This is a genomic window from Robertmurraya korlensis NBRC 107688, from assembly GCF_001591645.1.
Taxonomy (GTDB): Bacteria; Bacillota; Bacilli; order Bacillales; family Cytobacillaceae; genus Robertmurraya_A.
Genome location: NZ_BCVH01000001.1, coordinates 120,636 through 144,222 on the forward strand (window position 1 = coordinate 120,636; position 23,587 = coordinate 144,222).

The window sequence follows — 23,587 nt, forward strand, 5'->3', positions numbered from 1 at the left end:
TGTAATCAATAGGTTGCTATAATTGAAATGTAAAGGTTTTCATAGGGTGATCTTTTAAAATAGGAGAGTGAAAACGTGAAAAAGAAACCAAAAAAGATACGTTTAACTGCAAGTATGTTCATGGCAGGTTCATTTTTCCTGTCTTCTGCTGTACCCACTGTACAGGTGCTGGCAGCTGCCGAAAGTGTACCTGATTATGGACAAATCTATGAAGCAGAGCATGCAAGCGGACAAGGTGTGATTAGTGATAATAAGCATGAAGGGTTTACGGGGAATGGATTTATTGATTACAAACCGAATGAGCCGGGGGGATATATCGAATGGACAGTAAATGTCGAAGATGCTGCTGAATATGTTCTGGCCATCCGCTATGCCAATGGAAATTCGGATAATCGCCATGCGAAGCTCACTGTTGATGGAAAAGTAATCGAGGAGCAGCTTGATTTTCATCAATCCGGAGATTTTGATGACTACATATATGTCACCAGCCAGGCAGAGCTTGCCCCTGGTGAGCATAAAATTAGGCTGACGGCAACGGCACCAAACGGCGGGGCAAACATCGATCATTTGTCTGTTTACCGGCTTGTCGATCTTACCGCAGAAGCAGAAGAGGCCGTTAGCGAGGGAATCGTTCTTGATAACAAGCATCATGGTTTTACTGGTTCTGGTTTTGCAGATTTTAATCCAAACGTCCCTGGAGGATATTTAGAGTGGAAAGTGAATGTTCCGGAGGCTGGCGAATATAATCTAGACTTCCGTTATGCACATGGCGGTGGAAGCGAGAGGCCAGGGAAGGTAACCGTTAACGGGAAGGACGTTGAAGAGCTGCGGTTCCCGCCTACAGACTGGACGAAGTGGACTAGCGAGAGCATGCATGCTGTACTTCAAAAGGGTGAAAATATCATCCGCCTGACAGCAACAGGATCAGAGGGCGGCGGAAATATTGACCATTTGCGAGTTCACAATCTGTTAAAAGCAGAAAACAGCCTGGTTCCAGTTGAAACAGAAGAAGTGGAGCTGTCTGAGCTTGTTGATGGATTGACGATGAAAAAGCTAAAACAGCTAGGTGTAATTGGTGAGGTAGAAGAGTTGCCAAACAAAGAAGTAACGTTTCTTGAGTTCCTTGGCTTGATTAATAACCATTTTGGGTTTGACAATGACGAGGTATTTAAAAATCTCGAATCGAAACAAGTTTACGGAAAGATCCCGGCTGAATCATGGGGGAACTATATTGCCGAAGTCGCAACAGACCATCACTATGTTCCCGATTTTCTCTGGGAGGAACTGAAGCCAGACCAGGTTCTTAAAAAAGAGCAAATCGCTTTAATAGTGGGTGACCTGTTGGATATGATTGCCGATGACAAAGAGGGATCCAACATGCTGGGTACTCTTGCCAGACAAGGAATCATGAACCCGAACAGTGATAAAAACTATGGAATCAAAGACAATATGACCTGGATGGAAGCCAAGAAACTGGTGGAAAGACTGATAGAGGTTAGCGATAAAGAAGCAGATCAAGTTCATATCGCTCGCGTTGATGCTTTGAGAAGCAATTTGATTGCTGTGACGTTCAATGGGACATTTGAAGATTTTAATTATAAGGACCTTGCCCTATCGGTTCCGCGGGGAATCTGGAACAGCCTGACACCTCAGTTGGATAGAGATTTGCGCATCTCCAAAGCAGCAACAGGTACTGACGCTTTCGGCAATACGGTTGTGCTTTTAGAAAGCATGGACAAACTGAGCGGAGATTCCTTTATTCTCGAAGAAGAAACTCAGGAATTTAAGGGGAATGTTGAGGAGGCCATCCAGCAGGCAAATCACATGTTGTCATGGCAAATGGATCATGGAGGCTGGTCAAAAGGGATGGATTACGAGAAAGCCTGGGACGGAAAAGCGCCAAAATCCCCATGGGTGAATAAGGACGGCGTGGAGCTGGGCACGATTGACAACGATGGAACAGTGAAAGAAATTAGCTACCTGGCAGAAGTCTACTCCGTCACGAAGGATGAACGCTATAAAGAAAGCATTAAAGAGGGTATGGAATTTTTGATGAACCTCCAATATGATACTGGCGGGTTTGCCCAGGTATATCCGAGACGTGGGAATTATTCCGATATGGTGACTTTTAATGATAATGCGATGATTCGTGTTCTGAATATGTTTGATGACATTCTTAACAAGAAATATCCATTCCATTCAGGTGTCATTGATGAAAGCGAATATGAAATGATTGAAAAGTCGATGGAGAAGGCGATCGACTATATCCTAAAAGCACAAGTAGAAACGGACGGAGTGCTGAAAGCCTGGTGCGCCCAGCATGACCAAAGCTCCTATGAACCTGTTGGGGCCCGTTCCTATGAGCATCCTTCCATATCTGGAAGTGAATCAGTTGGGATTGTAAAATTTTTAATGTCGAGGCCTAATCAGACACCTGAAATCAAGAAGGCTGTTCAATCAGCACTACAATGGTTTGAGGACAGCAAGTTGGAAGGAATCCGGTATGTTAGCGGAGGAACAGCAGACGGGGAATACTTCGTCCAGGATCCTAATGCAGTCACCTGGTACAGATTTTATGATCCGGTTACCAATGAACCGATTTTTTCCGGCCGTGATGGGGTAATTAAACGGAATATTAAAGAGATTGAGGCCGAAAGAAGAAATGGCTATTCGTGGGGCGGTTCCTATGCCAGACAGCTTCTTGATACAGCTAAAACAACCGGTTTCTTTGAAGGAAAGGTCTATGCCCGCGTTCTGGATAATCAATCTCGGGATATGCTGGGCAGAACCCTGGTAAAAGGACAGGTGGAGAAGCTGGAGGATTATTCCCAGGAACTGGAGAAGATCCCAAGTGAACTTACCGTGGCAAAGGACGGAAGCGGTGATTACGGTAACGTACAGGATGCCATTGATGCGATCCCTTCTCATAACAGCCATCCTGTAGAGATCCGCATCAAAAATGGAATGTATAAGGAAGTCATCTCTATTCCTGCGGATAAACCATATGTTTCGATTATTGGCGAAAGTGCTGAAGGAACGGTTATCGATTTTAATAACTACGCAGGTAAAGACAATGGTCTTGGTGGAACACTTGGCTTTGAAAGTGCCACAGCCATTTTAAAAGCCAGTGATTTTACAGCGGAGAACCTAACCTTTAAAAATTCCTTTGACGAAGCCTCAGTGGAATCTAATGGTGAGCAGGCTCTTGCCGCATATGTCCGCGGAGAGCGAATGGCTTTCAAAAATGTTCGTTTCCTAGGCAACCAGGATACCCTGCTGGCCCATTCCGGGAAACAGTACTACTATAATTGCTATATTGAAGGGGATGTTGATTTTATCTACGGCGGAGCACGGGCCGTTTTTGAAGAAAGCACCATCCATTCCCTGAGCCGCGGTTCCGATACCAACAACGGCTATATTACAGCGGCGAGCACTCCCGTGGATCAGCCGTTCGGGTTCCTGTTCATAAACAGCAAATTGACGAGCAATGCACCGGCAGACACCGTCTATCTGGGCCGTCCTTGGAGGGACCACGGCAATGTCGTCTTTAAAAACAGCTACCTTGGTGAGCATATCAAGACGGTTGGATGGACCGAGATGGGAGGCCGCCAGCCGGAGGATGCCAGATTGTTTGAATATAAAAATGAAGGCCCTGGTGCTGTTATTAATGAAGATCGCCGCCAGCTCAGCGATGACGAAGCTGCCAAATACACCGTCGAAAATGTACTAGATGGCTGGGTGCCAAAATTTAAGAAATAAGGAGGTAAAAGGGAGGGATGAGGTCTTATTGGCTTCATTCTTCTTTTTTTATGGATTCCTGAAACTGATCAAATAGATAATTGCGTAAAGATCGTAAACGAAACGGCAAAATTCGCACCAGGGTTTTCGCAGGTAGACAGAACTTGGAGTAAAAAGAATAGAGAATTAAAAGAGGTAAAGGAAAATATTCAAGAATTAGAGCGGAATATTGCTCATTTAAGAACTCTTCTAAAAAGGCAGCAGAAAAAGTAATGAATCTCTTAGTGTTTCTCTAGTATACTTTTGATAATAAGCATTATTTTAAATAACCTGTTTACGCTAAAGGAGAATATGTTCCTGCATCACCGAAAAGAGTGAAATTTTATACAGGTATTCCCGAAAAGGATAATTGGGTGACAGTTCCAGAGGGGACAGAAGAAATAACAATTAATATCGAAGCTCTGACACAGAAACAGTATTGTTTTGGTTAATCGAAACAGGAACTAAAACGTGGTATGAAAGACAAAATATGTAAAGCGCTTTCATTGGTATCTATCAAATTTCACATTTAAGGAATATAATATTCTGTATAAAAATAATTGTGGAGAGGGGAGCAAATGAAAAAAGGATTATTATTTGGATTCATTTTGGCTGTTCTTTTGTTACTAGTTTTTACTCTATTGAACTCAAACGAATCGTTCCAAATGGTTGGTAAAGAGGCGGGGAAGAGTGTAGTAGAAAAGGAACAGAATCTGAAGGAAAAAAAGGTTCAAAAAGTTACAACACCAAAAGTCGAAACAAGGGTTCAAAATTCTACGACTATAAATGGCGAAACTGAATCAAATGAGGAAAAAAAACTTGTTGAAGAATCTAAGGCTGAGTTTAATAGAATCACACAGGAGGCAGAAGAAAACGTAACTGCTTTACTAGGGACAGCCAAGAAGGAAGTAAAAGTGAAAAAAGAAGATAATATGGATCTATCTATTATTCCCATAAAATATGAGGCGATTCTAAAAGAAAAAGAGAAAGAAGCAGACAGCCAATTTAAAGTCTTTTTAGAAAGACTGGAGTTAGACATGCATGAAAATAACCTCCCTGCTTCAATGGATGAAGAGTATAAGCGAGAGTATAAACAAAAGAAGTTAGATCGTTTATTAAGATTAAAAGAAGAAATTAATAAGCTTGTGATGTAAAGAGATAGAACTTAATAAATTGGGAGTGGAGATTTTGAAAAACAAGTCACTAGTATTCTTGTTAATCTTTTTGTTAAGCACTAATCCACTAATGACGATGGCTGAGTCATTAGTTACAAGTAATCAAACAACAGAGTCTGATTATACGGGACCTACCCTTACTAACGTTCAACTATCTAAGACAGAGGTGAATGTAGGGGAGGAGATTGTTTTTACAGCCTCAGTGTCGGATGACATTTCTGGAGTATCAGGTGTATCTGCCATGATGTATTTAGCAGATAAATCTAAGCCGAATGGTGCCCGGTACATTGAGTTTGTCTACGAACCTGAATCATCTAATTGGATCGGGACCTATACTGTAGGAGTGAATGATGTACCTGGAGAATGGATTTTAGAGGAAATTCACATGGTTGACAACATGTATAATTCAAACTGGGCTTATATTTCGAAGTCCTTTACTATACATAATGCTGATGGAGACTTTACAGCTCCAACAGTGGATAACGTTGTCATTAATCCGGTTACAGCTAATGTTGGGGATGTTGTTAATATTTCAATGAAGGTTACCGATGATAAGTCTGATATTTCTTATGTGAATGCGTATTTGCAATCTGTTAATGGAACGAATCGTTATGTCTATTTAGAATATGACCAAGAAAAAGAGGAGTGGGTTGGTTCATATACTGTACAAAAAAACGACAGTCACGGCTTAAGTACCTTAATGGTGGATTCACAAGATACAGCAGGTAATTATGGAACAATCGATACGTCTAAAACACTTTATATCAATAATGATGATGGAGATTATACGGCACCGGTTATTGGAAATATCGAGGCTTCTACTTCTGCTATTCAAGTAGGAGAAACTGTTACGATAACCGCTGATGTAAGCGATGATAAATCAGGAGTTCGCGAAGTATCTGCTAATCTTCATTCATCTAACTACGAGCAATATGTAACAGTAAAGATGAATTACAATCAAGAACAAAACAAATGGGTAGGTACCTTCACTGCAAAGGAAACTACATTTGATGGTGATTGGTATTTCTATGTAAGCGCAACGGACAATTTTGACAATAATAGCTCAAATTACAATTCATCATCTTTTACTGTCATCAATCCTGATGGGGATTATTCAGCTCCTACAATCTCAAATTTAGAAGTTAATCCGACAAATGTAACTGTTGGTGAACAAGTCACATTGTCCGTAACGGTGGAAGATGACAAATCAGGTGTAGCCTATGTTCAAGCTACTCTGGACTACTTAGGTAATGTACCATTCAAGTATGATCCTGAAAGTGGAAAGTGGACGGCAGCAGTCACGATACCTGAATCTATGGAAGATGGAAAAGAGATCTTTATTCATAATGTAGAAGCAATCGACTTCAAGGGAAATAAAAAGTCAGAATGGTTATCACAATCATTTTATGTATCCAACCCAACCCCGCTAACATTAGAAAGCGTTGAATTTTCTTCCAATCCTGTTATGGTAGGCGATAATCTTCAAATTCAGGCGAAATTTGCTAATGATCAAAATGTAGTTAACAGTGTGACAGCAAGAATTACGGATGAATTAAATCTCAACAGATATGTAGAACTTACTTATGATTCAGGAAATGGAACATGGGTTGGAAACTATCCTGTTACTCTAAATGACAAACCTGGAGAATGGTATGTATACTTTAATGTAAAAGATGTAAAAGGAAATCGTTATTACTTTTCTGCAGAGAAGACGTTCACCATAGAAAATCCAAATGCTGATACGGAATTGCCAGTAATCCAAAACGTGACGATTACACCTGATGTAGCAACTTTTGGTGATGAGGTAACAATTGAAGTAGAAGCATCCGATATCGGGTCCGGTATTAGCTATGTCAATGCATTTTTGAATATGGATGACATTAGTAATCGATATATTTCACTTACCCTTGATCAAACAACAAAGAAATGGATAGGGAAATTCAAAGTGGAACAAAGGGATGCATCCGGTGTATGGAATGTTGAAATCATGGCAAGTGACTTTGCCGGTAATGTTCAGTCTAATTCCAGCTATCAAATGGAAATCAATAATCCAAATCAAGATACAAATGCTCCTACTGTTGAATCCTTTAGCTTTGATAGAACGATAGCACAACCTGGTGATATTGTTCAGTTTGAAGCGAAGATTAGCGAAAATCAATCAGGAATTAATAGTGTCTACGTTCAAATCAGTCAAAATAACAATTCAGAATCTAGATGGAAGAATGTAACACTTTCCTATGATGAGACTCGTGACCTATGGGTAGGATCCTATGCCATTCCAGCATATTCCTCTACTGGATTACATTCTATATCTTTATATGCTGTAGACCAAGCGGGCAATTGGGGATATGGACACTGGATGAACGAAGAGTTATTAATTTTGAATGATACACCGGATTATGACAAACCAGTTTTTGAAGAATTAAGCTTTACACCTGGAACCGTTCAATTAGGTGACTCAATTTCTATCAGAGTAAAAGCGACAGATGCAGGATCAGGTGTTGAAAGTGTCAGTGTTACATTTATGGAAGGCCAGTTATGGAATGCAAGTGAATTTGGAGGGAACTTTGAATATATCGATTTAGAATATAACCCAAGCGAAAACGTCTGGATTGGAAGTAAAACCATTACTTCAGTTGATTACACAGGAAAATGGAGATTGGAGGTATCGGCAAAAGATGGAGCGGGAAATATGGTAAATGACACATTCCCACAACCACTATATGTCGATCAAACCGAAAGTGAAACAGTGACTTCAGTAAATCTTGAGGTTAATCAGACAAGTCCGCAAATGGTAGGTACACCTATTTCTGTTAAGGCAACTTCAGAAGGAAGTAGTAACCCAGAGTATCGTTTCTATGTCCGCGATGATAAAGGAGACCTTACGACTATTCAAGAGTATAGTAGTCAAGATACCATAACATGGACACCGACTGTGCCAGGTACCTATACAATTATAGTAGAGGCAAAGGATAAATACAAAACTGGGTCCGCTAGTTTGTTTGAAGCCCGAAATGAAATAAACTATACGATAAATGTTGGTAAAGTTTCAAGCGTACAGGTTGAAGCTGATCAAGCATCCACTAATATTGTTGGAACCCCTATTACGTTTACGGCAACATCTGAAGGAAGCAATGAGCCTGTGTACCTTTTCTATGTTAAAGATGCCAAGGGGAATCTAACCACTCTTCAGGAGTATAGTGATGACAACACCTTTACATGGACACCAACTAGTAAAGGCCACTACACCGTAATTGTTCATAGTAAGGACAAGGGGTCGAAGGATATCCTTGAGGCTCAAACTGAATTGAGTTATAAGATTAAAGCTGGAAAAGAAGCAAGTGTTCAAGTTAAAGCAGACCAGCCTTCGTCAACAATTGTTGGAACACCGATTACGTTAACAGCAACATCTGAAGGAATCAATAAACCTGAGTACCGGTTCTTGGTCAAGGATGACAAGGGAGTACTTACCACTCTTCAGGAGTTTAGCAGCAATGATACAGTAACTTGGACACCAACGAGTGCAGGCAGTTACACGATTATTGTTTTTCTTGGTAAAGAAAAGGGTAAATCTGGTTCAAGTGAATCCTTTGAAGCACGTACAGAAATACTATTTAATGTACAATAATGATTTCGATATGATTTACCGTATTTTTCAAGCTATTTAGAAGCCCTATCCAATAACCAGTTGGTTAGGGCTTTTTATCATTTTTTGATAATCGTATAAGAAACAGAAGTGAGTCCAGAATAACATGGAATTTATTATCTTTCCCCTTTAAATCCCCTTAAACTGTTAGGGTGAAACGTACCATAAGTGAATTGTTAATTAATATATTAGGTAAACACACACTACACCATCTTTCTGCCATCACCTTTTAAGCCATTCGTGACTGTTATTGTATGGAGTCTTTTAAAATCCACTCCGCCGATAGGGGCTGATGGAATTAAGTTGGCTCAATCTGAGGCGATTATTCCTTTTTCTCTCTATGAATTGGTTCCTGGCTTTTTCTTTTCAATGCTAGCTATCTTTCTTTTCTCTAAAATCGGACCTTCTCCAAGTAAGGAAATGATAGAAGAGTTTGACTTAGTAAAGGCGAGTAATATTTAGATATGAAGCTTAAACTTAGTTTATGGAGGAACTTTCTATGTGCATTATCACTGCCTATTTGAACAAAGATATTACGATGTTTGAGTATGACACGGAGGAAGAGGCAAGAGAAGCTTATGAGAAAATTAAAGGCTATAAAATCATCTTAAAGATCATCGTATATTAGAGTTCATTTATTCTGTATGGTTAACATAAGACTATACTAAAATACGAATAAATAAAGATGCCTAAAATAAATACCGAGGTAAATACTTATTTTATCAATACTTACTTACCTCGGTTTTGAGCTCCTTTAGTTATTATTACCTTCTAAAAAACTAGCACTAACTCCTCTGTACACTCTCCATCTGCTCTGCAATCGCCTTCCCCATTCGTTTCGACTGCGCGGTTGCTTCTTTAATACACTCCACAAACGCTTCTTGAACCCCGTGAGCGGCAAGAATCTTTAATCCTGCTTCTGTTGTTCCCCCAGGACTTGTCACCGCATGGCGAAGATCCTGTGGTGTTTTGGTTGTGTTCGCTACCATTTGTGCGGCCCCTATTAAGGTTTGAACAATTAATTGTTGGGCCATGTCTCGCTCTAATCCTATTTCAACAGCACTTTTCTCCATTGCCTCAATCAAATAATAGATATAGGCTGGACCGCTTCCCGATAAGCCTGTCACAGCGTCTAACTGGTGTTCTTCGACAAAGGCTGTCATCCCCACTGTGTCAAAGAGCTTTTCTACATTGCTCTTTTGCTGGTCACTTACCTTGTCATTCACAGCAATGGCTGTCGCTGATTGTCCCACCGCTGCTGAAGTGTTTGGCATCGCACGAACAATGGCCAACTGCTTTTGTGCTAATAATTCTATCGAGTCCATGGACACCCCTGCTAAAACAGAAACAATAAGCATGTTGGACTGCAACAAATGCCGTACTTGTTCAATGGATGTAGCAGCATCTTTTGGCTTCATTGCTAGTAAAACGATGTCTGCTCCTTCCAAAAGCTCACGATGGTCATACGTGGTGCTGACGCCGTACTGCTTGTGAAGTGTTGCCAGTCTCTCGGCATTACTTCGATTGGTCACCCATATTTGTTCAGGGTTGATTAATTGATTTTCTACAATCCCTGCTATTAATGCCTCTGACATTGATCCTGCTCCGATAACTGCTATTTTCTCCACGTTATTTCCTCCTCGAATCCCATATTAAAAATAAAAAGACCCTTCATCCTAAAAAGGACGAAAGGTCTAAGCTTCCGTGGTACCACCTTCATTTACACTTTTCTAAAAAAAAGAAACGTGCAACTCGAATCCGTTAACGCCGGAGAACACGGTTAGGTTTGGCCTAACAGCTCATAAGGTAGGTTCGGTGGGTAAGGGACGGTAAAGCCTTTCAGCCGGTGAGCTTTACTCTCTTTTGTCTTTTGCCACGTACTGGCCTTATTCATTGCCACTTTAACGCTCTAAATGATTTACTAGTGATTATGCAAGATAACCAACCTTTCTGTCAAGAGGGGAAATCGTCTAATTTTCATACTTTTCAAAAAATGGTATATAAAAATAATGACATTCTTTAAAACGAAGGGTAAACTAAACGTATGTATTATTTTTATATAACAATAACATTTCAAGGAGTTCCTTTATGACAGAATGGCGTGATGGGATTGCAAAGATAGTGTTACCTACACCCTTTCCAGTGGGTGATGTGAATGTATACGTAGTTAAGGGAGAGCGGTTGACGTTAATTGATGTGGGTCCAAATACAGATGAAGCTTTGCAAGTGCTTCAAGAGCAGCTTTCTGCACTTGGCATTAAGCTATCAGATATCGAGCAAGTAATTCTAACACACGATCATCCGGATCATGCTGGTTTGCTTGATCAAATTTCGCCCGAATTAGATGTTTATGGGCATGCACACAATGAACGCTGGTTAAACCGAACCGAAACCTTTTACCATGAATACGAATCCTTTTATAAAGAGATGTTTTCTGAATGTGGGGTTCCAGACAAGTATTATGGTCCTTTTATCGCTGTAATGAAGAACATGCTTTTGTTTTCCTGTCATCGTTCTCTGACAGGTTTACTTTCAGAGGGACAGGTTCCGCTAGGCTTATCTGAGTGGACGGTCATTGAAACTCCAGGCCATGCTCAGAGTCAAATCGGCCTTTTTCGAAAAAAGGATGGCGTATTCATTGGTGGAGACCTCTTATTGGCGCATATTTCTGCTAATCCTTTGCTTGAGCCTCCGCTTCCTGGAGAGACGGACCGTCCCAAGCCTCAGCTTCAAGTCAATGACTCTTTACGGAAGCTTTTAACCTTCCCGATTCGTCTTTTGTATGCCGGTCACGGGGAAGAGGTAACAGACGTTGCAGGACTTGTGGAAAAAAGACTCACTCACCAAGTCGAGAGAGCCGAGCAAGTATATCAATGGCTGATTTATGAATCAATGACTCTTTTTGATATTTGCCAACGCTTATTTCCAACCGTCTATAAAAGGCAATTAGGATTAACACTTTCTGAATCCATTGCACAAATAGACTATTTACTAGACGTTAAAAAAATTCAAGCGACCAAGGTCGACGGGACGTATGTGTACAGGGCGATTACATAACAAACTGAGGCCCCATGCTTTAAGCACGGAGCCTTTATTTATCCTTTTTGCGAGATTATTTTTTTCGCTACTAGAGAGTGGAGAGTAGAATAGTTTACTAAAATCGTCCCTATTAGAATGGTTAAGGTGCCTAACGCGGTGTACCAAGTTAATGCTTCATGATAAAAGGTAATCCCTACTCCAACGGCAATGAGTGGTGAAATGTACAGCCATGTGGAAGGAAAGACAGGATCCGTTTTTGTCACCAGCCAGTAGTATAAACTATGTCCCACCATGGAGCCAATAACGATTAAATAAAGCAGGGAACCGATGGAAGCCGACTGCATGAGTAAGGATGGATCCACCTTTTCAGTGACGAAGGATAAAAGGAACAACAGCCATCCGCCATGCATCATTTGAACGGCATTTAACACGAGTGGTGAAGCGGTTATTTTGCCATTCACCTGCCTCGTATAAAGTGTTCCAGACGCGTAAAACACTTCCCCTAGGATGATGGCTAAACACCCTATGATCCATAAGGAGTTCATTTTTAGAGAAAGGCTCGGTAAAATTAACAAAATGACTCCGAACATCCCAATTAGGCATCCAATCATGGAAGAATACGTCGTTTTCTGCTTTAGGAATAGCGTAGATAGGATTAAGATCATCATTGGTCCTGTTGCTGATAAAATGGCGGCTACTCCTGAAGAAACATACTGTTCTGCCCAATAAAGGGTCGCAAATGTGCCAAAGGTTAATCCAATTCCCGTAAAAAAGAGCTCTTTCTTAAAAAGGATTTTTAAAGATACCTTTTCCTTCCACATCATAAATAAAAATAATAGAAACCCTGCACTAAAGAAGCGAAGTCCGGCCCCGAAAAATGGCGGGATCCCTGCATCAACCCCTATTTTAATCGCTAAAAACGTGGTGCCAAAAATAAAACACATGAGTACATAAAACAAAATAATCATTTCCATTCCTCCTTGCCCCTAATCTTACAACCTGAGGAATAGAACAGTTGCTGAACAATAGAACAGTTACAGGGAAATCATGGTACAATCAACGTCATAGAGGGAGGTTAGAGAATGAATAAGCAGGGTCAACGAAAATACCTTTTTGAAGAAATTTACGAGTCTATCTTACAACGTATAGAGCGATCGGACTGGAAGGCTGGGGAAAAGCTCCCATCGATTCGGGAATTATCCTTGGAGCTGAATGTTCATCGGCTGACAGTATTTAAAGCGTACCAATTGCTTAAGCAACAAGGGAAGGTATTGGTAAAAGACAAGTCAGGCTACTATGTGAAGGGTAACTCCGACTCCACCGATACGGATATGTCTTTCCAGGCGAATAAAAAAAGGTATAACCTCTCAGATATCCATCAGCAAAGTGTTGAGTATCAGTTTTCGAAAGCCTTGATTGACCCGAACTTACTGCCCAATCATTTTCTATCAGATTACGTAAAAAAGGTATTTGATTTATATCCTAAGGTGTTGTCCACATACTCTACCGTACAAGGTGATATAGAATTACGTGAGGTATTAGCTGATTATTTTACAAAGCGTTATAAAACGTACTTATCCCATGAGGATATCCTTATTACTTCGGGTTCTCAACAAGCGATTCATTTAATATCACAACTATTTCTTAGTCCTAGAGATACCGTACTAATTGAGAGGCCCACCTATAGTGCGGCCATCGATATTTTTAAAAGTCAACAGGCACAGATGCTTACTGTTGATATCCACCCAGATGGATACGATTTAGAGCAAGTTGAAATGTTGATGAAAACATACAAACCAAGACTTTTTTATGTGAATCCCACTTTTCATAATCCAACCGGCTACACGGTTCCCACAGCCCAACGAAAGAAATTAGTTGAATTGGCCGAACAATATCACTGTTTCATTGTCGAGGATGATGCCTACCACGATATCTATTTCGAACAGGTTCCACCACCACCGTTGTATACATTTGATACAGCAGGTGTGGTTCTCTATGTTCGGAGCTTTTGCAAGTATGTATCACCTGGGTTACGAGTAGCGGCTGTCGTTTTCCCGCCTAATCTTAAGGAAGGGTTGTTTACAGCGAAAGCGCTCGCCGATAATGGCTCGCCACTTCTCAATCAAAAGATCTTTCTTCATTATTTTTCTTCACCAAGACTACAACAGCATTTGGAAAAGCTTCGAATCGCCCTTCAAATTCGCAAGGAAATTATGGAGGAGGAGCTTAAGCAGACAAATTGGAGCTGGGTGAGCCCGAATGGGGGACTTAATTTATGGATCCAGCTTCCGACTGATCTACCGACAGATCAGCTTTTACCAAAAGCAATAGAACACTCGGTTTCGTTTGTTCCTGGATTGATTTTTGACCCGTTACAAGAACAATTTTCCTCCTCACTTCGTCTAAGCTATTCCTATGCGAATGAAGTGCAACTGAGAGCGGGGATAAGAAGGTTAATAGACTTGGTAAATACGTATACATGACTTTTAGTGTTTCACCAGGGTTTATGGTACATTAGTAGTAGTAAGTTACATAGATAAGTTGGTGATCGTTTTTGGATAAATTAAAAGGGAAAAATATTATTATCACTGGAGCATCTTCTGGGATTGGAGAAAAGGTGGCTCTTATGGCGGCTGAGCGTGGTGCACGGCCGATTCTTCTAGCTCGTTCGATTGACAAGCTACAAACAATCAGTGAGGAGATTAATCAAAAAACTGGTGCAAACTCCTTGTATTTTCAGTTGGATGTAGGGGATATCGACCAGGTTAAACAGGTGTTTTCACAACTAAAGCAAGAGGTTGGTCATATTGATATTCTCGTAAACAATGCGGGGTTTGGTGTATTTGACTCGTTTCACGAGGCGGATTTTACTGATATTGAAAAAATGTTTCAAGTCAACGTACTTGGTTTAATGGCTTGTACGAAAGAGGTTCTTCCTCTTATGATCGCTCAAAACTCAGGTCATATTATTAATATTGCCTCGCAAGCAGGAAAGCTTGCTACACCAAAGTCTAGTGGATATTCGGCTACAAAGCATGCGGTGTTAGGATTCACGAATAGCTTACGATTAGAGGTTGCGAAATCAAATATTCGTGTCTCAGCCGTAAACCCTGGCCCGATTGAAACCAATTTCTTTTCCATTGCTGATAAATCAGGGAACTATGTGAAAAGTGTGAATCGCTTCATGTTAAAATCGGATTATGTGGCCGAAAAAATCATCCAGTTGATGCTCACGCCTAAGCGTGAGTTAAACCTTCCAGGCTGGATGAATATGGGCAGTACCATCTATAATCTCATCCCAGGACTAGCCGAACGCTTCGTTGGCGGCTTGTTTGATAAAAAATAAAAATCACCTTCATGGGTGATTTTTTTTAATTGGTTAGGTATTCGTATACGACGTCATTAATCAGTTCATATAAAGCAACTTGAGCTTCTTTGGCTTCTTCAACCACCTGTTTGTACAATTTCTCATAGTCCTCTTCACTTGCCTCGTGGTCGTATTGCTGAAAGCATTGTCTTAACATTTTATAGATTAGTTTCTTTTCCATTTGATACACCTCTCCGAGAGCATTATACCTCATTCTCATTTGTAACAGGTAATACAGAGTAAAATTACCATTGAAACCGAACGTATATTCGCTTAAGATAGAAATATACTAAAAAAGGGAACGAATGTTCCTATTTGATGTCTGGGAGAGAGAACACGATGATTAATTACAGTGAGTTGCCCCATCAAACCATTTTATGTGTCGACATGAAAAGTTTTTATGCAAGCTGTTCAGCTGTCATAGAAGGACTGGATCCACTAGAGTGTTATTTGGCCGTAATTGGAGATAAAGAACGAGAGGGAAGTATTGTGTTAGCAGCATCCCCAAAATTAAAGAAAGAGTTTGGCATTAAAACCGGATCGAGGAAGTTTGAAATTCCAAATGATCCGAAAATTCAAGTGGTTGAGCCGAAAATGGCTACGTATTTACGAATTTCAACGGAAATCACAAAGGTGTTCCATCGATATGTGCCAAAAGAGGCGATTCATACGTATAGCGTTGATGAGAGCTTTTTAAAAATTGATGGTGCCGTTAATCTATGGGGAGATGCGTGGACCGTTGCACAAAAAATTCGAGACGATATTGAGCGAGAGTTCCAACTCCCCTGTGCGATTGGGATTGGACCCAATATGCTACTAGCGAAGCTTTGTCTTGATTTAGAAGCGAAAAAGCAAGGAATTGCTGAATGGACATATGAGGACGTCAAAACGAAGCTTTGGAAGGTTTCTCCATTACGTGACATGTGGGGAATTGGAAGAAGGGTAGAAAAAACATTAAACGGAATGGGGATTTTTACGGTTGGTCAGCTGGCTCGCTTTGATTTGAAAAAGCTTGAGAAAAAATTTGGAATTATGGGTAATCAGCTGTACCACCATGCGTGGGGAGTGGATTTATCCGAAATTGGAGCACCGATTATGGAGGGGCAAATTAGCTTTGGAAAAAGTCAAATTTTGCTTCGTGATTACAAAGAGGAAGTAGAAATCAAACGTGTCATTTTAGAAATGTGTGAAGAGGTCGCGAGAAGAGCACGAACCCATAAGAAGGCAGGTCGAACGATCAGTTTTGGTGTTGGTTACAGTCAGGATGAGTTTGGTGGAGGCTTTTACCGCTCAAGGTCGATTGAGGTACCGACAAACGTGACGATGGAGCTGTATGACGTTTGTCTACGTCTATTTGCTGAGCATTACGAAGGGAAAACGGTAAGAAAAATTTCTATTGCCCTCAGTAATATTAGTGACGATACAGACTATCAGTTGAATATTTTTGAACCCAATGCCTGGAAGGAAAGAGAGCTTGGCTATGTCGTGGACCGTATCCGCAATCGGTATGGACACGGAGCTCTTTTACGTGCGGTATCGTATACAGCAGCGGGAACAGCCAAGCATCGTGCCAAGCTAGTTGGCGGCCATAAGAGGTAAGGAGGAAGAAGAATGATTCGAGATAGAGGAAGAATCAAGTGGACATCCATGATGCTTCCTGAGCATGTTAAATTATTGCGCGATTGGGCGACGGAGGATTCTTACGAGAAAGAAAAGGAGATGGATGAACAAAAGCTTGAGGAAATGAACCACTTGTTATTAGCGGCGATGGAGGAGCATCAAGCGGTAATGGTTACGCATTATCGTTACAAGAAGCATGAATTGATTATCGGACAAATCCATTATTGGGATGAGCTTCAGCAAAGGCTTCATATCGTTGATCATTTTGGAGATGTTCACCGAATCCCCCTTACAAGCATTGTGGATGTTCAAATGAAAGAGTAGAGCGGTCTTCCAAAGGGAAAACCGCTGCTTTTAGTTACTCGGGAGTTCTTACTGCACGATCACGAGCCTGGAATTTTCCTTTATGCGCTCCATCGCAAAAGGGACGTTTGGACGATAAACCACAACGGCATAGAGAGAATGTTGGTTTTGTTTCAAATACATTGCCGTCCATATCAATCAATTCAACTTCACCAGTGACACGAAAAGAACCGTTGTCCATCACTTTAATCTGAACCTTTGACAAAAATGATCACTCCTACCAAAATGTAATAATATCAAAAAAAGCAAATTATGGGGCAATAAAAAAGGGCTATGATACAATGATTATATGAAGTGGCACAGGAAACATGATGAAAAGCTGGAGGAACAAACGATGAATATTACGATAACAGAAATAGCTGCACAAAAGATTCAGGAAAAGATAAATGGAAAGCCAGGCTTTTTGAAGCTGAAGTATGATATAGAAGGCTGTGGGTGTGTAGTAAGTGGGGTACCAACTCTTTGGTTAGTGAATGAGCTAGATGAGGATGATGATACAGCCATTGAAACGAATGAGCAGACGGTTTATATCGAAAAATCAAAAGCAGTATTTCTTGATGAAGAACTAAAAATTGATTTCTCTCAGGCTGCAAATACATTCCAATTAAAAAGCGTAGGACAATACTTAAACCCAAGAATGGCCTTTGTTGATAAAACAAAATAGAACTCATTCAACAGCAGATCTACATAAAAAAGTGGATCTGTTTTTCTTTTTATAGAAAATTAGCATTTTTTGGATACTTTTTACATTGACTGATAGTGGGGGGATAATATGCGAAGTTGGCGAGGACTATTGCTAATGGGCATTGCGATTCTACTCACATCATGTCGGGCAGCAACAATAGAAGTGGCAGTGCCTTTTGAAGTAAAAGAAACCATTGTAGAAGAAGAGCTTACGGATGGTGCAATCATCATGTATACAACCACACAAGAGCATGGGGGAGAAGAATTTGATGCGTTAAGCATTGCGTACTTGGAGGGAGATGACAGAAAAGGCTGGACGAATGAAGGAAGCAATCATTGGGAGTACAAGAAAGAAACACCACTACATCTCTATTACCGAGATATATATGATTATAGTAATCAGGGAAAAATATTAAGTAGGTTTCAGGTTACATACGGACAAGTAGAAAGTACGGATATCGTGTCTATTGAAGGATCAGAGAACGGCAATCAATACACGAACCTACCTATTATTGAAAAAGAAGGGGAAAGGTATTTTTTTGAGATGAAAAAATATCCTTATATCCGAGCGCTTGATAAAGAGAAGAACGTAATTATAGAAAAAAAGCCGAGACGATAGAAAGTGTCTCGGCTTGTTTCATTCTTTGTTTAGAAGGGGAGAGAACACAAAATCATGGAGAAATTCATCAATGACTTGTTCATAGTCCTCTTTGTTTTCGTTTAACGATTGGGCATGCACCCCTTTTTCCGCAAGAAATAATTTTTTAGGTCCTTGCTTTTTTTCAAACAGGGCTTGCGTCATGGTTGGAAGAATAAAATCATCCTTTTTACTGTGAACGAAAAGGATCGGTTTTTTAATCGCATCGATAACGGTAATAGGTGCAATGCTTTGCAAGGAGTAACGGTCCCGTACGCGGAGGAACAAATCAGCGACAGGAAGAAACATCTTTCCAGGTAATCTTAATTCACGCTTTAGGCGATACGCAAGCTGCTCCTTAAAGTCGGAAAAAGGACAATCAGCAATGTAAAAATCAGCACCATCCTCAAGCATTCCTGCATACAAAAGCATGGTTGCTGCCCCCATTGATTCCCCATGAATACCAAAAAGGAGATGTGGACCTTGGTCAGCTTTTAACCAGTCAACAACCGCTTTTAAATCAAATTTTTCATAATGACCATAACTAGTTGTTTTTCCTCCCGACTCCCCGTGGCGTCGATGATCATAAATGACGGCGTTAAACCCTCTTTCAATAAACAAGTTCATATATTTAATCGAATTAACTTTGTTTTCGGTTACTCCATGACAAATAATTACGTACTTCTTTGTATGATGGGGTTCTAACACGATTGCTTTTAAGTTGTAACCAAATGGAGAGGTGATAAGTACTTCTCGTTTTGGAATACGTTCAAAATCCTCTGGATTGTATCGACCTGCCGTCTGTTCACGGTCAACGACGAAGAGAGAATCCTTCGTTCTCATGTACATTAGTCGATTCGAAAAATAAAGGCCAAAGGTTATCAAAAATAGAAAGAATGCAAAAAGGAAACGGAGTGCTTTTCTCAGGCGAACATCCCTCCGGTAATCATGTTTTACTTAATTTTACCATTCTTGAGGAATTTAAAACAAAAAAAGCTTAGAAGAAATCTAAGCTTTTTGCAGAAGAGTATAATAGGAGCTTGTAATTGGTTTTGGGAGATGAGGAACGATTCCCTCAATGGCCTGAAAAAGAAGAGGCAATTGTATTCCCGTTTGAATGCCCATTCTCTCAAGCATGTAAACAACATCCTCAGTTGCTACATTACCAGATGCACCGGGAGCAAATGGACAACCACCAATCCCTCCTGCAGATGTATCAAATCGTGAAACTCCAGCTTGAAGAGCAGCAAAAATATTGGCCAGAGCCATTCCTCGGGTGTCATGAAAATGGGCTGTAATGAGTGTTTCTGAAAAGAGGCTAGTGAGTTTTGAAAACAATGAGTACGATTCATGTGGAGCAGCCATACCAATCGTATCGGCAACGCTTAGTTCATCAGCACCAGCTTGAACAAATTGTTGGCAAAGTTGTATGGTATCTTCTTCATTAATATGTCCTTCAAAGGGACAATAAAAAGCAGTAGATATACAGGTTCGAACGAAACACCCTAGCTCTTTAAGCTCTTTTACAATCGGAAGAAGCTCTTCTCTCGCCTGAGTAGTTGTTCGGTTTATATTCTTTTGATTAAAGCTATTACTCACTCCAATGAATATAGCAATATCTTTACAATTTGATCCTAGAGCACGCTCTATACCTGCACGGTTTGGGGCCAGGACAATGGTCCGAACTTGATTATCAAGGGAGTGTAAGGCAACCTCCTCTGCATCCCGCATTTGAGGAATCCATTTTGGTGAAACGAAAGAAGACACCTCCATTTCTTTCACCCCAGCTATCTTTAAATCAGTAATAAATTGATTTTTCGCATCAGTCGGAATAAAAACGCTTACATTTTGAAGGCCGTCACGAGGACCTACTTCAATGATTGTCACTGTCTTAGGTAAATCAATCGTCATGTTTTTTTCACCCCTTCATACGTTAATTGTAGAGTGGTTGATTTTAAATATGCAAGAATAATAGAAATTTTCATAAAATAAAAGGGGTTTTTCTTTTTACAGTAGAAATATAAAAGTGTCACTAATTTGGTAGCGCTTACACAAAAGAAGGGGTGAATGATGTGAAACCAATATATACGTCTTATTTAGAGGCGGTAAAGGACATTCATGATGGTGCAACACTTATGGTGGGAGGGTTCGGACTTTGCGGCATTCCGGAAAATTTGATTTTAGCTCTCGTTGAAAAGCAGGTCACAAACCTGACTGTCATTTCTAATAACTGTGGAGTAGATGAATGGGGGCTAGGGCTCCTACTAAAGAATAAGCAGATTAAAAAGATGATTGGATCATACGTGGGAGAAAATAAAGAGTTTGAAAGGCAAGTGTTGTCAGGAGAGCTCGAGGTAGAGTTGACACCCCAAGGGACACTAGCCGAAAAAATTCGAGCAGGTGGAGCAGGTATTCCGGCATTTTACACCCCTGCTGGAGTAGGCACTCCTATTGCTGATGGGAAAGAGACAAGAGAGTTTAATGGAAAAGAATATTTGCTAGAAGAGGCCCTGCAAGCCGACTTTAGTTTAGTTCGAGCTTGGAAGGGAGATAAAATGGGGAATCTCATTTATCATAAAACGGCTCGAAACTTTAACCCAATGATTGCTGCTGCAGGGAAAGTAACCATTGCAGAGGTAGAGCATTTATACGAAACAGGCGAGTTGAATCCGAATGAAATCCATACGCCAAGCATTTATGTGCAGGGACTAATTGTAGGGAAACAAGAAAAAAGGATTGAAAGACTAACCGTTCAAGGCTAGAAAGGGAGTGTGGACATGACAAATATTCGTGAGAGAATTGCAAAGAGAGCAGAAAAGGAAATTGAAAGTGGGTATTATGTTAATTTGGGGATAGGAATGCCAACCCTTGTGGCGAATTTTATAACAAAGGATAAAGAGGTGGTTCTACAATCTGAAAATGGCTTGCTCGGAATCGGACCTTTTCCAAAAGAAGAGCAAGTAGATGCGGATTTAATTAATGCGGGTAAAGAAACCGTTACCGCTATACCAGGAGCAGCTTATTTTGATAGTGCGGAGTCATTTGCGATGATTCGAGGCGGGCATGTCGATATTGCCATTTTAGGAGGAATGGAAGTATCTGAAAATGGCGATTTAGCTAACTGGATGATTCCAGGGAAAATGATTAAAGGTATGGGTGGAGCAATGGACCTTGTTCATGGGGCGAGAAAAATCATCGTCATCATGGAGCATACAAATAAAAAAGGGGATGCAAAAATCTTAAAAAAGTGCAGCTTACCTTTAACCGGTCAGGGAGTAGTCGATCGAATTATTACAGATAGAGCGGTGATTGATGTGACATCTGATGGGTTAAAGCTAGTGGAAGTCGCAAAGGGGTACACAGTTGAGGATATCATTGCGTCTACTGAGCCTGAATTACACATTGATGAATCAGTCAAATTAGAAGCATTTGATTGATAGATAGTACGATGAACGAACATTTGGTATAATATTCGTCATCAACATGTTGTGAGGGATTTTGTATGAAAAAGAAAAAGCAAGCTCGACCGTCTCCAAAGCGAGTCGAAGAAAAACCAGTCACTCTCGGTGACCTATTGAATGTAGACCTGGTCAAGCAATTAAAGAATACGAAAAATGTGCTAGAGGAAGAAGCTCAAGCGAAAAAGGAAGCGGAAGAAGAAAGAAAAAGAGAAGAACGTCGCCTAAAGGAAAAAAACAAGACGTTTGAAGAGCTTCTAAATGAAAGCGAGTTTGATTGGAAGAAGTTTAAGTAATTGCATGAGTAGGTCCTTCATCATGAATGAAGGACCTTATTCATTAGTGTGAAAAAAGGTCTATGAAAATCAAAAGCGGTTGAAGTGAGAGAAGAAATGAAGTTCATCAGGCTTATGAAGATCAAAAGCAGTTAAAGGAAGAAAGGAAATGAAGTTCATCGGGCTTATGAAGATCAAAACCTGTTGAAATAAGAAGAGAATGAAGTTCATTGGAACTAAGAAGATCAAAAGTGCTTAAAATGAGAAGAGAAATGACCTTCATCAGGTCTATGAAGGTCAAAACAGGTAGGAAATATAGGAGAAACGGTCTTCATCAGCCCATAACCACCACACACTGGGGATGCTCCTCTTCTAATTTATTAAATCTTACCGATGCTGCCCATACACATTCGCTTTTGATACTTCTTTAATAAAAGAAACCTCCATTTCCGTCAATGGACGAGAGCGAACGGCTTTTGCGTTGTTTTTCACTTGTTCCACCGAGCTTGCACCAGCAACGACACTCGCAACGGTAGGGTGATGAAGGACATAGCGTAAGGCAACCTCGGTTAAAGATCGATCTCCAAAATGGTTTCGCAGCTCTGATAAGAGCAATCGTAGCTCTTCCTCCGAATAATCCATATATCCCTTTTCAGTAATCTTCTGAACACCCACATCACTTAATAAACCCTTTGCGACAGGACCTCTTGCGACTACTGAAATGCCATTTTCACGAAGAACGCTAAGAGCTTCCTCTTCCGGACGGCGATCTAGAGCGCTGTATTGCATCATTACGGATGAGATATTCGACTTATTAGCGTATTCACGAATCACATTTGGCCTAATCGAGGATATACCATAGTATTTAATAAACCCCTCGCTGACAAGTTCTTCAAATGCCTCAATTGTTTCATCAATTGGATCATCCAATGTTCCACCATGTAACTGGTACAGATCAATATAATCTGTTCCAAGCCTTGCTATGCTTTGTTTTACCGCTTCTTTAATATAATTTTTGCTCGGGTCCCAGCTCCAACCGTCTTTCGTATCGCTCCAACGGTTTCCTACCTTTGTTGCAATAACAACCTGCTCTCGAACAGGCTTCAAGGCTTGTCCGACAATCGTTTCGTTTTCTCCGAAATCATATAAATCAGCCGTATCAAAATAATTGACTCCTTCTTCAAGAGCTGCATTAATGATTCGTTCTGCTGTAAGTGCATCTGTGCCCAGCGTCATACATCCAAGTCCTAGCTCTGTGACAAACAAATCCGACTTACCGAGACGTCTCTTTTCCATGGAATTAAGCACCTTCTTCTTTAAATTTGACTACTTACTCAAGCCTTTACATTTATTTTACAGAATTTTTCCCCTTGACGCGAAGAACAAGCATTACTTTTTCTTCCTTTCGTTTTCCACCCAGTCCTTTACGAGAGTGTAGTCTTTAGAATACTGAAGAAGTTTATGCCGAATCTCCCAGGCTTTCCCGACAAGAACGATTCCTTTTCCATGTAAGTATATTTTCATTACTTTCCTCCAAATTAAGGTA

At 40.5% G+C, this 23,587-nt stretch carries 23 protein-coding genes; 15 read left to right on the forward strand and 8 right to left on the reverse strand.

The window, feature by feature from the left end; all coding sequences use genetic code 11:
- The first annotated feature begins 75 nt into the window (after positions 1 to 75).
- From pelA to BKO01S_RS24940, 5 genes are all read left to right on the forward strand, one after another.
- A complete protein-coding gene (gene pelA / locus BKO01S_RS23730) occupies positions 76 to 3,759 on the forward strand; it encodes a pectate lyase (RefSeq protein WP_084361894.1) in 3,684 nt (1,227 codons plus the stop codon).
- Positions 3,760 to 4,355: 596 nt separating this feature from the next.
- Positions 4,356 to 4,931 (forward strand): hypothetical protein, encoded by a 576-nt coding sequence (locus BKO01S_RS00570; RefSeq protein ID WP_066047324.1) that lies wholly within the window; start codon positions 4,356 to 4,358, stop codon positions 4,929 to 4,931.
- A gap of 34 nt (positions 4,932 to 4,965) precedes the next feature.
- Positions 4,966 to 8,580, forward strand: coding sequence for a triple tyrosine motif-containing protein (locus BKO01S_RS00575; RefSeq protein WP_066047328.1), 3,615 nt, complete (start codon positions 4,966 to 4,968; stop codon positions 8,578 to 8,580).
- Positions 8,581 to 8,901: 321 nt separating this feature from the next.
- The gene (locus BKO01S_RS24200; protein WP_157077251.1) at positions 8,902 to 9,060 is read left to right on the forward strand and encodes a hypothetical protein; all 159 of its coding nucleotides are present in this window, start codon (positions 8,902 to 8,904) and stop codon (positions 9,058 to 9,060) included.
- A 37-nt stretch (positions 9,061 to 9,097) separates the two neighbouring features.
- Positions 9,098 to 9,226, forward strand: coding sequence for a hypothetical protein (locus tag BKO01S_RS24940; protein ID WP_269748488.1), 129 nt, complete (start codon positions 9,098 to 9,100; stop codon positions 9,224 to 9,226).
- Positions 9,227 to 9,383: 157 nt separating this feature from the next.
- On the opposite strand, the gene proC is transcribed toward BKO01S_RS24940, so the two are convergent.
- Positions 9,384 to 10,226 (reverse strand): pyrroline-5-carboxylate reductase, encoded by an 843-nt coding sequence (proC, locus tag BKO01S_RS00580; RefSeq protein WP_066047332.1) that lies wholly within the window; start codon positions 10,224 to 10,226, stop codon positions 9,384 to 9,386.
- Positions 10,227 to 10,686: 460 nt separating this feature from the next.
- Here proC and BKO01S_RS00585 point away from each other — a divergent pair, with 460 nt between their 5' ends.
- A complete protein-coding gene (locus BKO01S_RS00585; protein ID WP_066047335.1) occupies positions 10,687 to 11,655 on the forward strand; it encodes an MBL fold metallo-hydrolase in 969 nt (322 codons plus the stop codon).
- Positions 11,656 to 11,693: 38 nt separating this feature from the next.
- Here the strand turns inward: BKO01S_RS00585 and BKO01S_RS00590 are convergent, their stop codons facing one another.
- Positions 11,694 to 12,605, reverse strand: a complete 912-nt coding sequence (locus BKO01S_RS00590) for a DMT family transporter (protein ID WP_066047338.1) — start codon at positions 12,603 to 12,605, stop codon at positions 11,694 to 11,696.
- Between the two features lie 114 nt (positions 12,606 to 12,719).
- On the opposite strand from BKO01S_RS00590, the gene BKO01S_RS00595 reads away from it, so the two are divergent.
- Both BKO01S_RS00595 and BKO01S_RS00600 read left to right on the forward strand, forming a co-directional pair.
- On the forward strand, positions 12,720 to 14,120 hold the full coding sequence (locus BKO01S_RS00595) for an aminotransferase-like domain-containing protein (protein ID WP_066047341.1): 1,401 nt from the start codon (positions 12,720 to 12,722) through the stop codon (positions 14,118 to 14,120).
- A gap of 71 nt (positions 14,121 to 14,191) precedes the next feature.
- Positions 14,192 to 14,983 carry an SDR family NAD(P)-dependent oxidoreductase gene (locus BKO01S_RS00600; RefSeq protein WP_066047344.1) on the forward strand — a complete coding sequence of 264 codons (792 nt, stop codon included), beginning with the start codon at positions 14,192 to 14,194 and terminating at the stop codon, positions 14,981 to 14,983.
- A 25-nt stretch (positions 14,984 to 15,008) separates the two neighbouring features.
- Here the strand turns inward: BKO01S_RS00600 and BKO01S_RS23735 are convergent, their stop codons facing one another.
- Complete coding sequence (locus tag BKO01S_RS23735) at positions 15,009 to 15,185, reverse strand: YqzH family protein (RefSeq protein ID WP_084361895.1); 177 nt, start codon at positions 15,183 to 15,185, stop codon at positions 15,009 to 15,011.
- 158 nt (positions 15,186 to 15,343) lie between these two features.
- Here BKO01S_RS23735 and BKO01S_RS00605 point away from each other — a divergent pair, with 158 nt between their 5' ends.
- Both BKO01S_RS00605 and BKO01S_RS00610 read left to right on the forward strand, forming a co-directional pair.
- Positions 15,344 to 16,603 (forward strand): Y-family DNA polymerase, encoded by a 1,260-nt coding sequence (locus BKO01S_RS00605; RefSeq protein ID WP_066047347.1) that lies wholly within the window; start codon positions 15,344 to 15,346, stop codon positions 16,601 to 16,603.
- A gap of 12 nt (positions 16,604 to 16,615) precedes the next feature.
- Complete coding sequence (locus tag BKO01S_RS00610; RefSeq protein WP_066047350.1) at positions 16,616 to 16,948, forward strand: YolD-like family protein; 333 nt, start codon at positions 16,616 to 16,618, stop codon at positions 16,946 to 16,948.
- A gap of 34 nt (positions 16,949 to 16,982) precedes the next feature.
- Here the strand turns inward: BKO01S_RS00610 and BKO01S_RS00615 are convergent, their stop codons facing one another.
- Positions 16,983 to 17,192, reverse strand: coding sequence for a CDGSH iron-sulfur domain-containing protein (locus BKO01S_RS00615; RefSeq protein ID WP_066047353.1), 210 nt, complete (start codon positions 17,190 to 17,192; stop codon positions 16,983 to 16,985).
- Positions 17,193 to 17,321: 129 nt separating this feature from the next.
- On the opposite strand from BKO01S_RS00615, the gene BKO01S_RS00620 reads away from it, so the two are divergent.
- Both BKO01S_RS00620 and BKO01S_RS00625 read left to right on the forward strand, forming a co-directional pair.
- Positions 17,322 to 17,651, forward strand: a complete 330-nt coding sequence (locus BKO01S_RS00620) for an iron-sulfur cluster biosynthesis family protein (RefSeq protein ID WP_066047357.1) — start codon at positions 17,322 to 17,324, stop codon at positions 17,649 to 17,651.
- 108 nt (positions 17,652 to 17,759) lie between these two features.
- The gene (locus BKO01S_RS00625) at positions 17,760 to 18,290 is read left to right on the forward strand and encodes a hypothetical protein (protein ID WP_066047361.1); all 531 of its coding nucleotides are present in this window, start codon (positions 17,760 to 17,762) and stop codon (positions 18,288 to 18,290) included.
- 18 nt (positions 18,291 to 18,308) lie between these two features.
- On the opposite strand, the gene BKO01S_RS00630 is transcribed toward BKO01S_RS00625, so the two are convergent.
- Complete coding sequence (locus tag BKO01S_RS00630) at positions 18,309 to 19,235, reverse strand: alpha/beta hydrolase (RefSeq protein WP_066047364.1); 927 nt, start codon at positions 19,233 to 19,235, stop codon at positions 18,309 to 18,311.
- A gap of 81 nt (positions 19,236 to 19,316) precedes the next feature.
- Entirely contained in the window at positions 19,317 to 20,219 is a 903-nt protein-coding gene (locus tag BKO01S_RS00635; RefSeq protein WP_066047367.1) for a hydroxymethylglutaryl-CoA lyase, read from the reverse strand.
- Between the two features lie 161 nt (positions 20,220 to 20,380).
- Here BKO01S_RS00635 and BKO01S_RS00640 point away from each other — a divergent pair, with 161 nt between their 5' ends.
- The 3 genes from BKO01S_RS00640 (at position 20,381) to BKO01S_RS00650 (ending at position 22,062) form a co-directional block, all read left to right on the forward strand.
- Positions 20,381 to 21,070, forward strand: a complete 690-nt coding sequence (locus BKO01S_RS00640) for a CoA transferase subunit A (RefSeq protein WP_066047370.1) — start codon at positions 20,381 to 20,383, stop codon at positions 21,068 to 21,070.
- Between the two features lie 15 nt (positions 21,071 to 21,085).
- Positions 21,086 to 21,745, forward strand: coding sequence for a CoA transferase subunit B (locus BKO01S_RS00645; RefSeq protein WP_066047373.1), 660 nt, complete (start codon positions 21,086 to 21,088; stop codon positions 21,743 to 21,745).
- A gap of 65 nt (positions 21,746 to 21,810) precedes the next feature.
- Positions 21,811 to 22,062, forward strand: a complete 252-nt coding sequence (locus BKO01S_RS00650) for a YqkE family protein (RefSeq protein WP_066047376.1) — start codon at positions 21,811 to 21,813, stop codon at positions 22,060 to 22,062.
- Between the two features lie 366 nt (positions 22,063 to 22,428).
- Here BKO01S_RS00650 and BKO01S_RS00655 read toward each other — a convergent pair whose 3' ends face one another.
- A complete protein-coding gene (locus tag BKO01S_RS00655) occupies positions 22,429 to 23,337 on the reverse strand; it encodes an aldo/keto reductase (RefSeq protein ID WP_066047378.1) in 909 nt (302 codons plus the stop codon).
- A gap of 93 nt (positions 23,338 to 23,430) precedes the next feature.
- On the reverse strand, positions 23,431 to 23,565 hold the full coding sequence (gene mciZ / locus BKO01S_RS23740) for a Z-ring formation inhibitor MciZ (RefSeq protein WP_084361896.1): 135 nt from the start codon (positions 23,563 to 23,565) through the stop codon (positions 23,431 to 23,433).
- Positions 23,566 to 23,587 lie beyond the last annotated feature (22 nt).

What these genes read in the sequence shown, in the direction of transcription:
- BKO01S_RS00570 (WP_066047324.1), top strand. Translation starts at nt 4,356, where the DNA reads ATGAAAAAAGGATTATTATTTGGATTCATTTTGGCTGTTCTTTTGTTA.
- BKO01S_RS24940 (WP_269748488.1), top strand. Translation starts at nt 9,098, where the DNA reads ATGTGCATTATCACTGCCTATTTGAACAAAGATATTACGATGTTTGAG.
- BKO01S_RS00585 (WP_066047335.1), top strand. Translation starts at nt 10,687, where the DNA reads ATGACAGAATGGCGTGATGGGATTGCAAAGATAGTGTTACCTACACCC.
- BKO01S_RS00590 (WP_066047338.1), bottom strand. Translation starts at nt 12,605, where the DNA reads ATGATTATTTTGTTTTATGTACTCATGTGTTTTATTTTTGGCACCACG.
- BKO01S_RS00595 (WP_066047341.1), top strand. Translation starts at nt 12,720, where the DNA reads ATGAATAAGCAGGGTCAACGAAAATACCTTTTTGAAGAAATTTACGAG.
- BKO01S_RS23735 (WP_084361895.1), bottom strand. Translation starts at nt 15,185, where the DNA reads ATGGAAAAGAAACTAATCTATAAAATGTTAAGACAATGCTTTCAGCAA.
- BKO01S_RS00605 (WP_066047347.1), top strand. Translation starts at nt 15,344, where the DNA reads ATGATTAATTACAGTGAGTTGCCCCATCAAACCATTTTATGTGTCGAC.
- BKO01S_RS00610 (WP_066047350.1), top strand. Translation starts at nt 16,616, where the DNA reads ATGATTCGAGATAGAGGAAGAATCAAGTGGACATCCATGATGCTTCCT.
- BKO01S_RS00620 (WP_066047357.1), top strand. Translation starts at nt 17,322, where the DNA reads ATGAATATTACGATAACAGAAATAGCTGCACAAAAGATTCAGGAAAAG.
- BKO01S_RS00625 (WP_066047361.1), top strand. Translation starts at nt 17,760, where the DNA reads ATGCGAAGTTGGCGAGGACTATTGCTAATGGGCATTGCGATTCTACTC.
- BKO01S_RS00635 (WP_066047367.1), bottom strand. Translation starts at nt 20,219, where the DNA reads ATGACGATTGATTTACCTAAGACAGTGACAATCATTGAAGTAGGTCCT.
- BKO01S_RS00645 (WP_066047373.1), top strand. Translation starts at nt 21,086, where the DNA reads ATGACAAATATTCGTGAGAGAATTGCAAAGAGAGCAGAAAAGGAAATT.
- BKO01S_RS00650 (WP_066047376.1), top strand. Translation starts at nt 21,811, where the DNA reads ATGAAAAAGAAAAAGCAAGCTCGACCGTCTCCAAAGCGAGTCGAAGAA.
- BKO01S_RS00655 (WP_066047378.1), bottom strand. Translation starts at nt 23,337, where the DNA reads ATGGAAAAGAGACGTCTCGGTAAGTCGGATTTGTTTGTCACAGAGCTA.
- mciZ (WP_084361896.1), bottom strand. Translation starts at nt 23,565, where the DNA reads ATGAAAATATACTTACATGGAAAAGGAATCGTTCTTGTCGGGAAAGCC.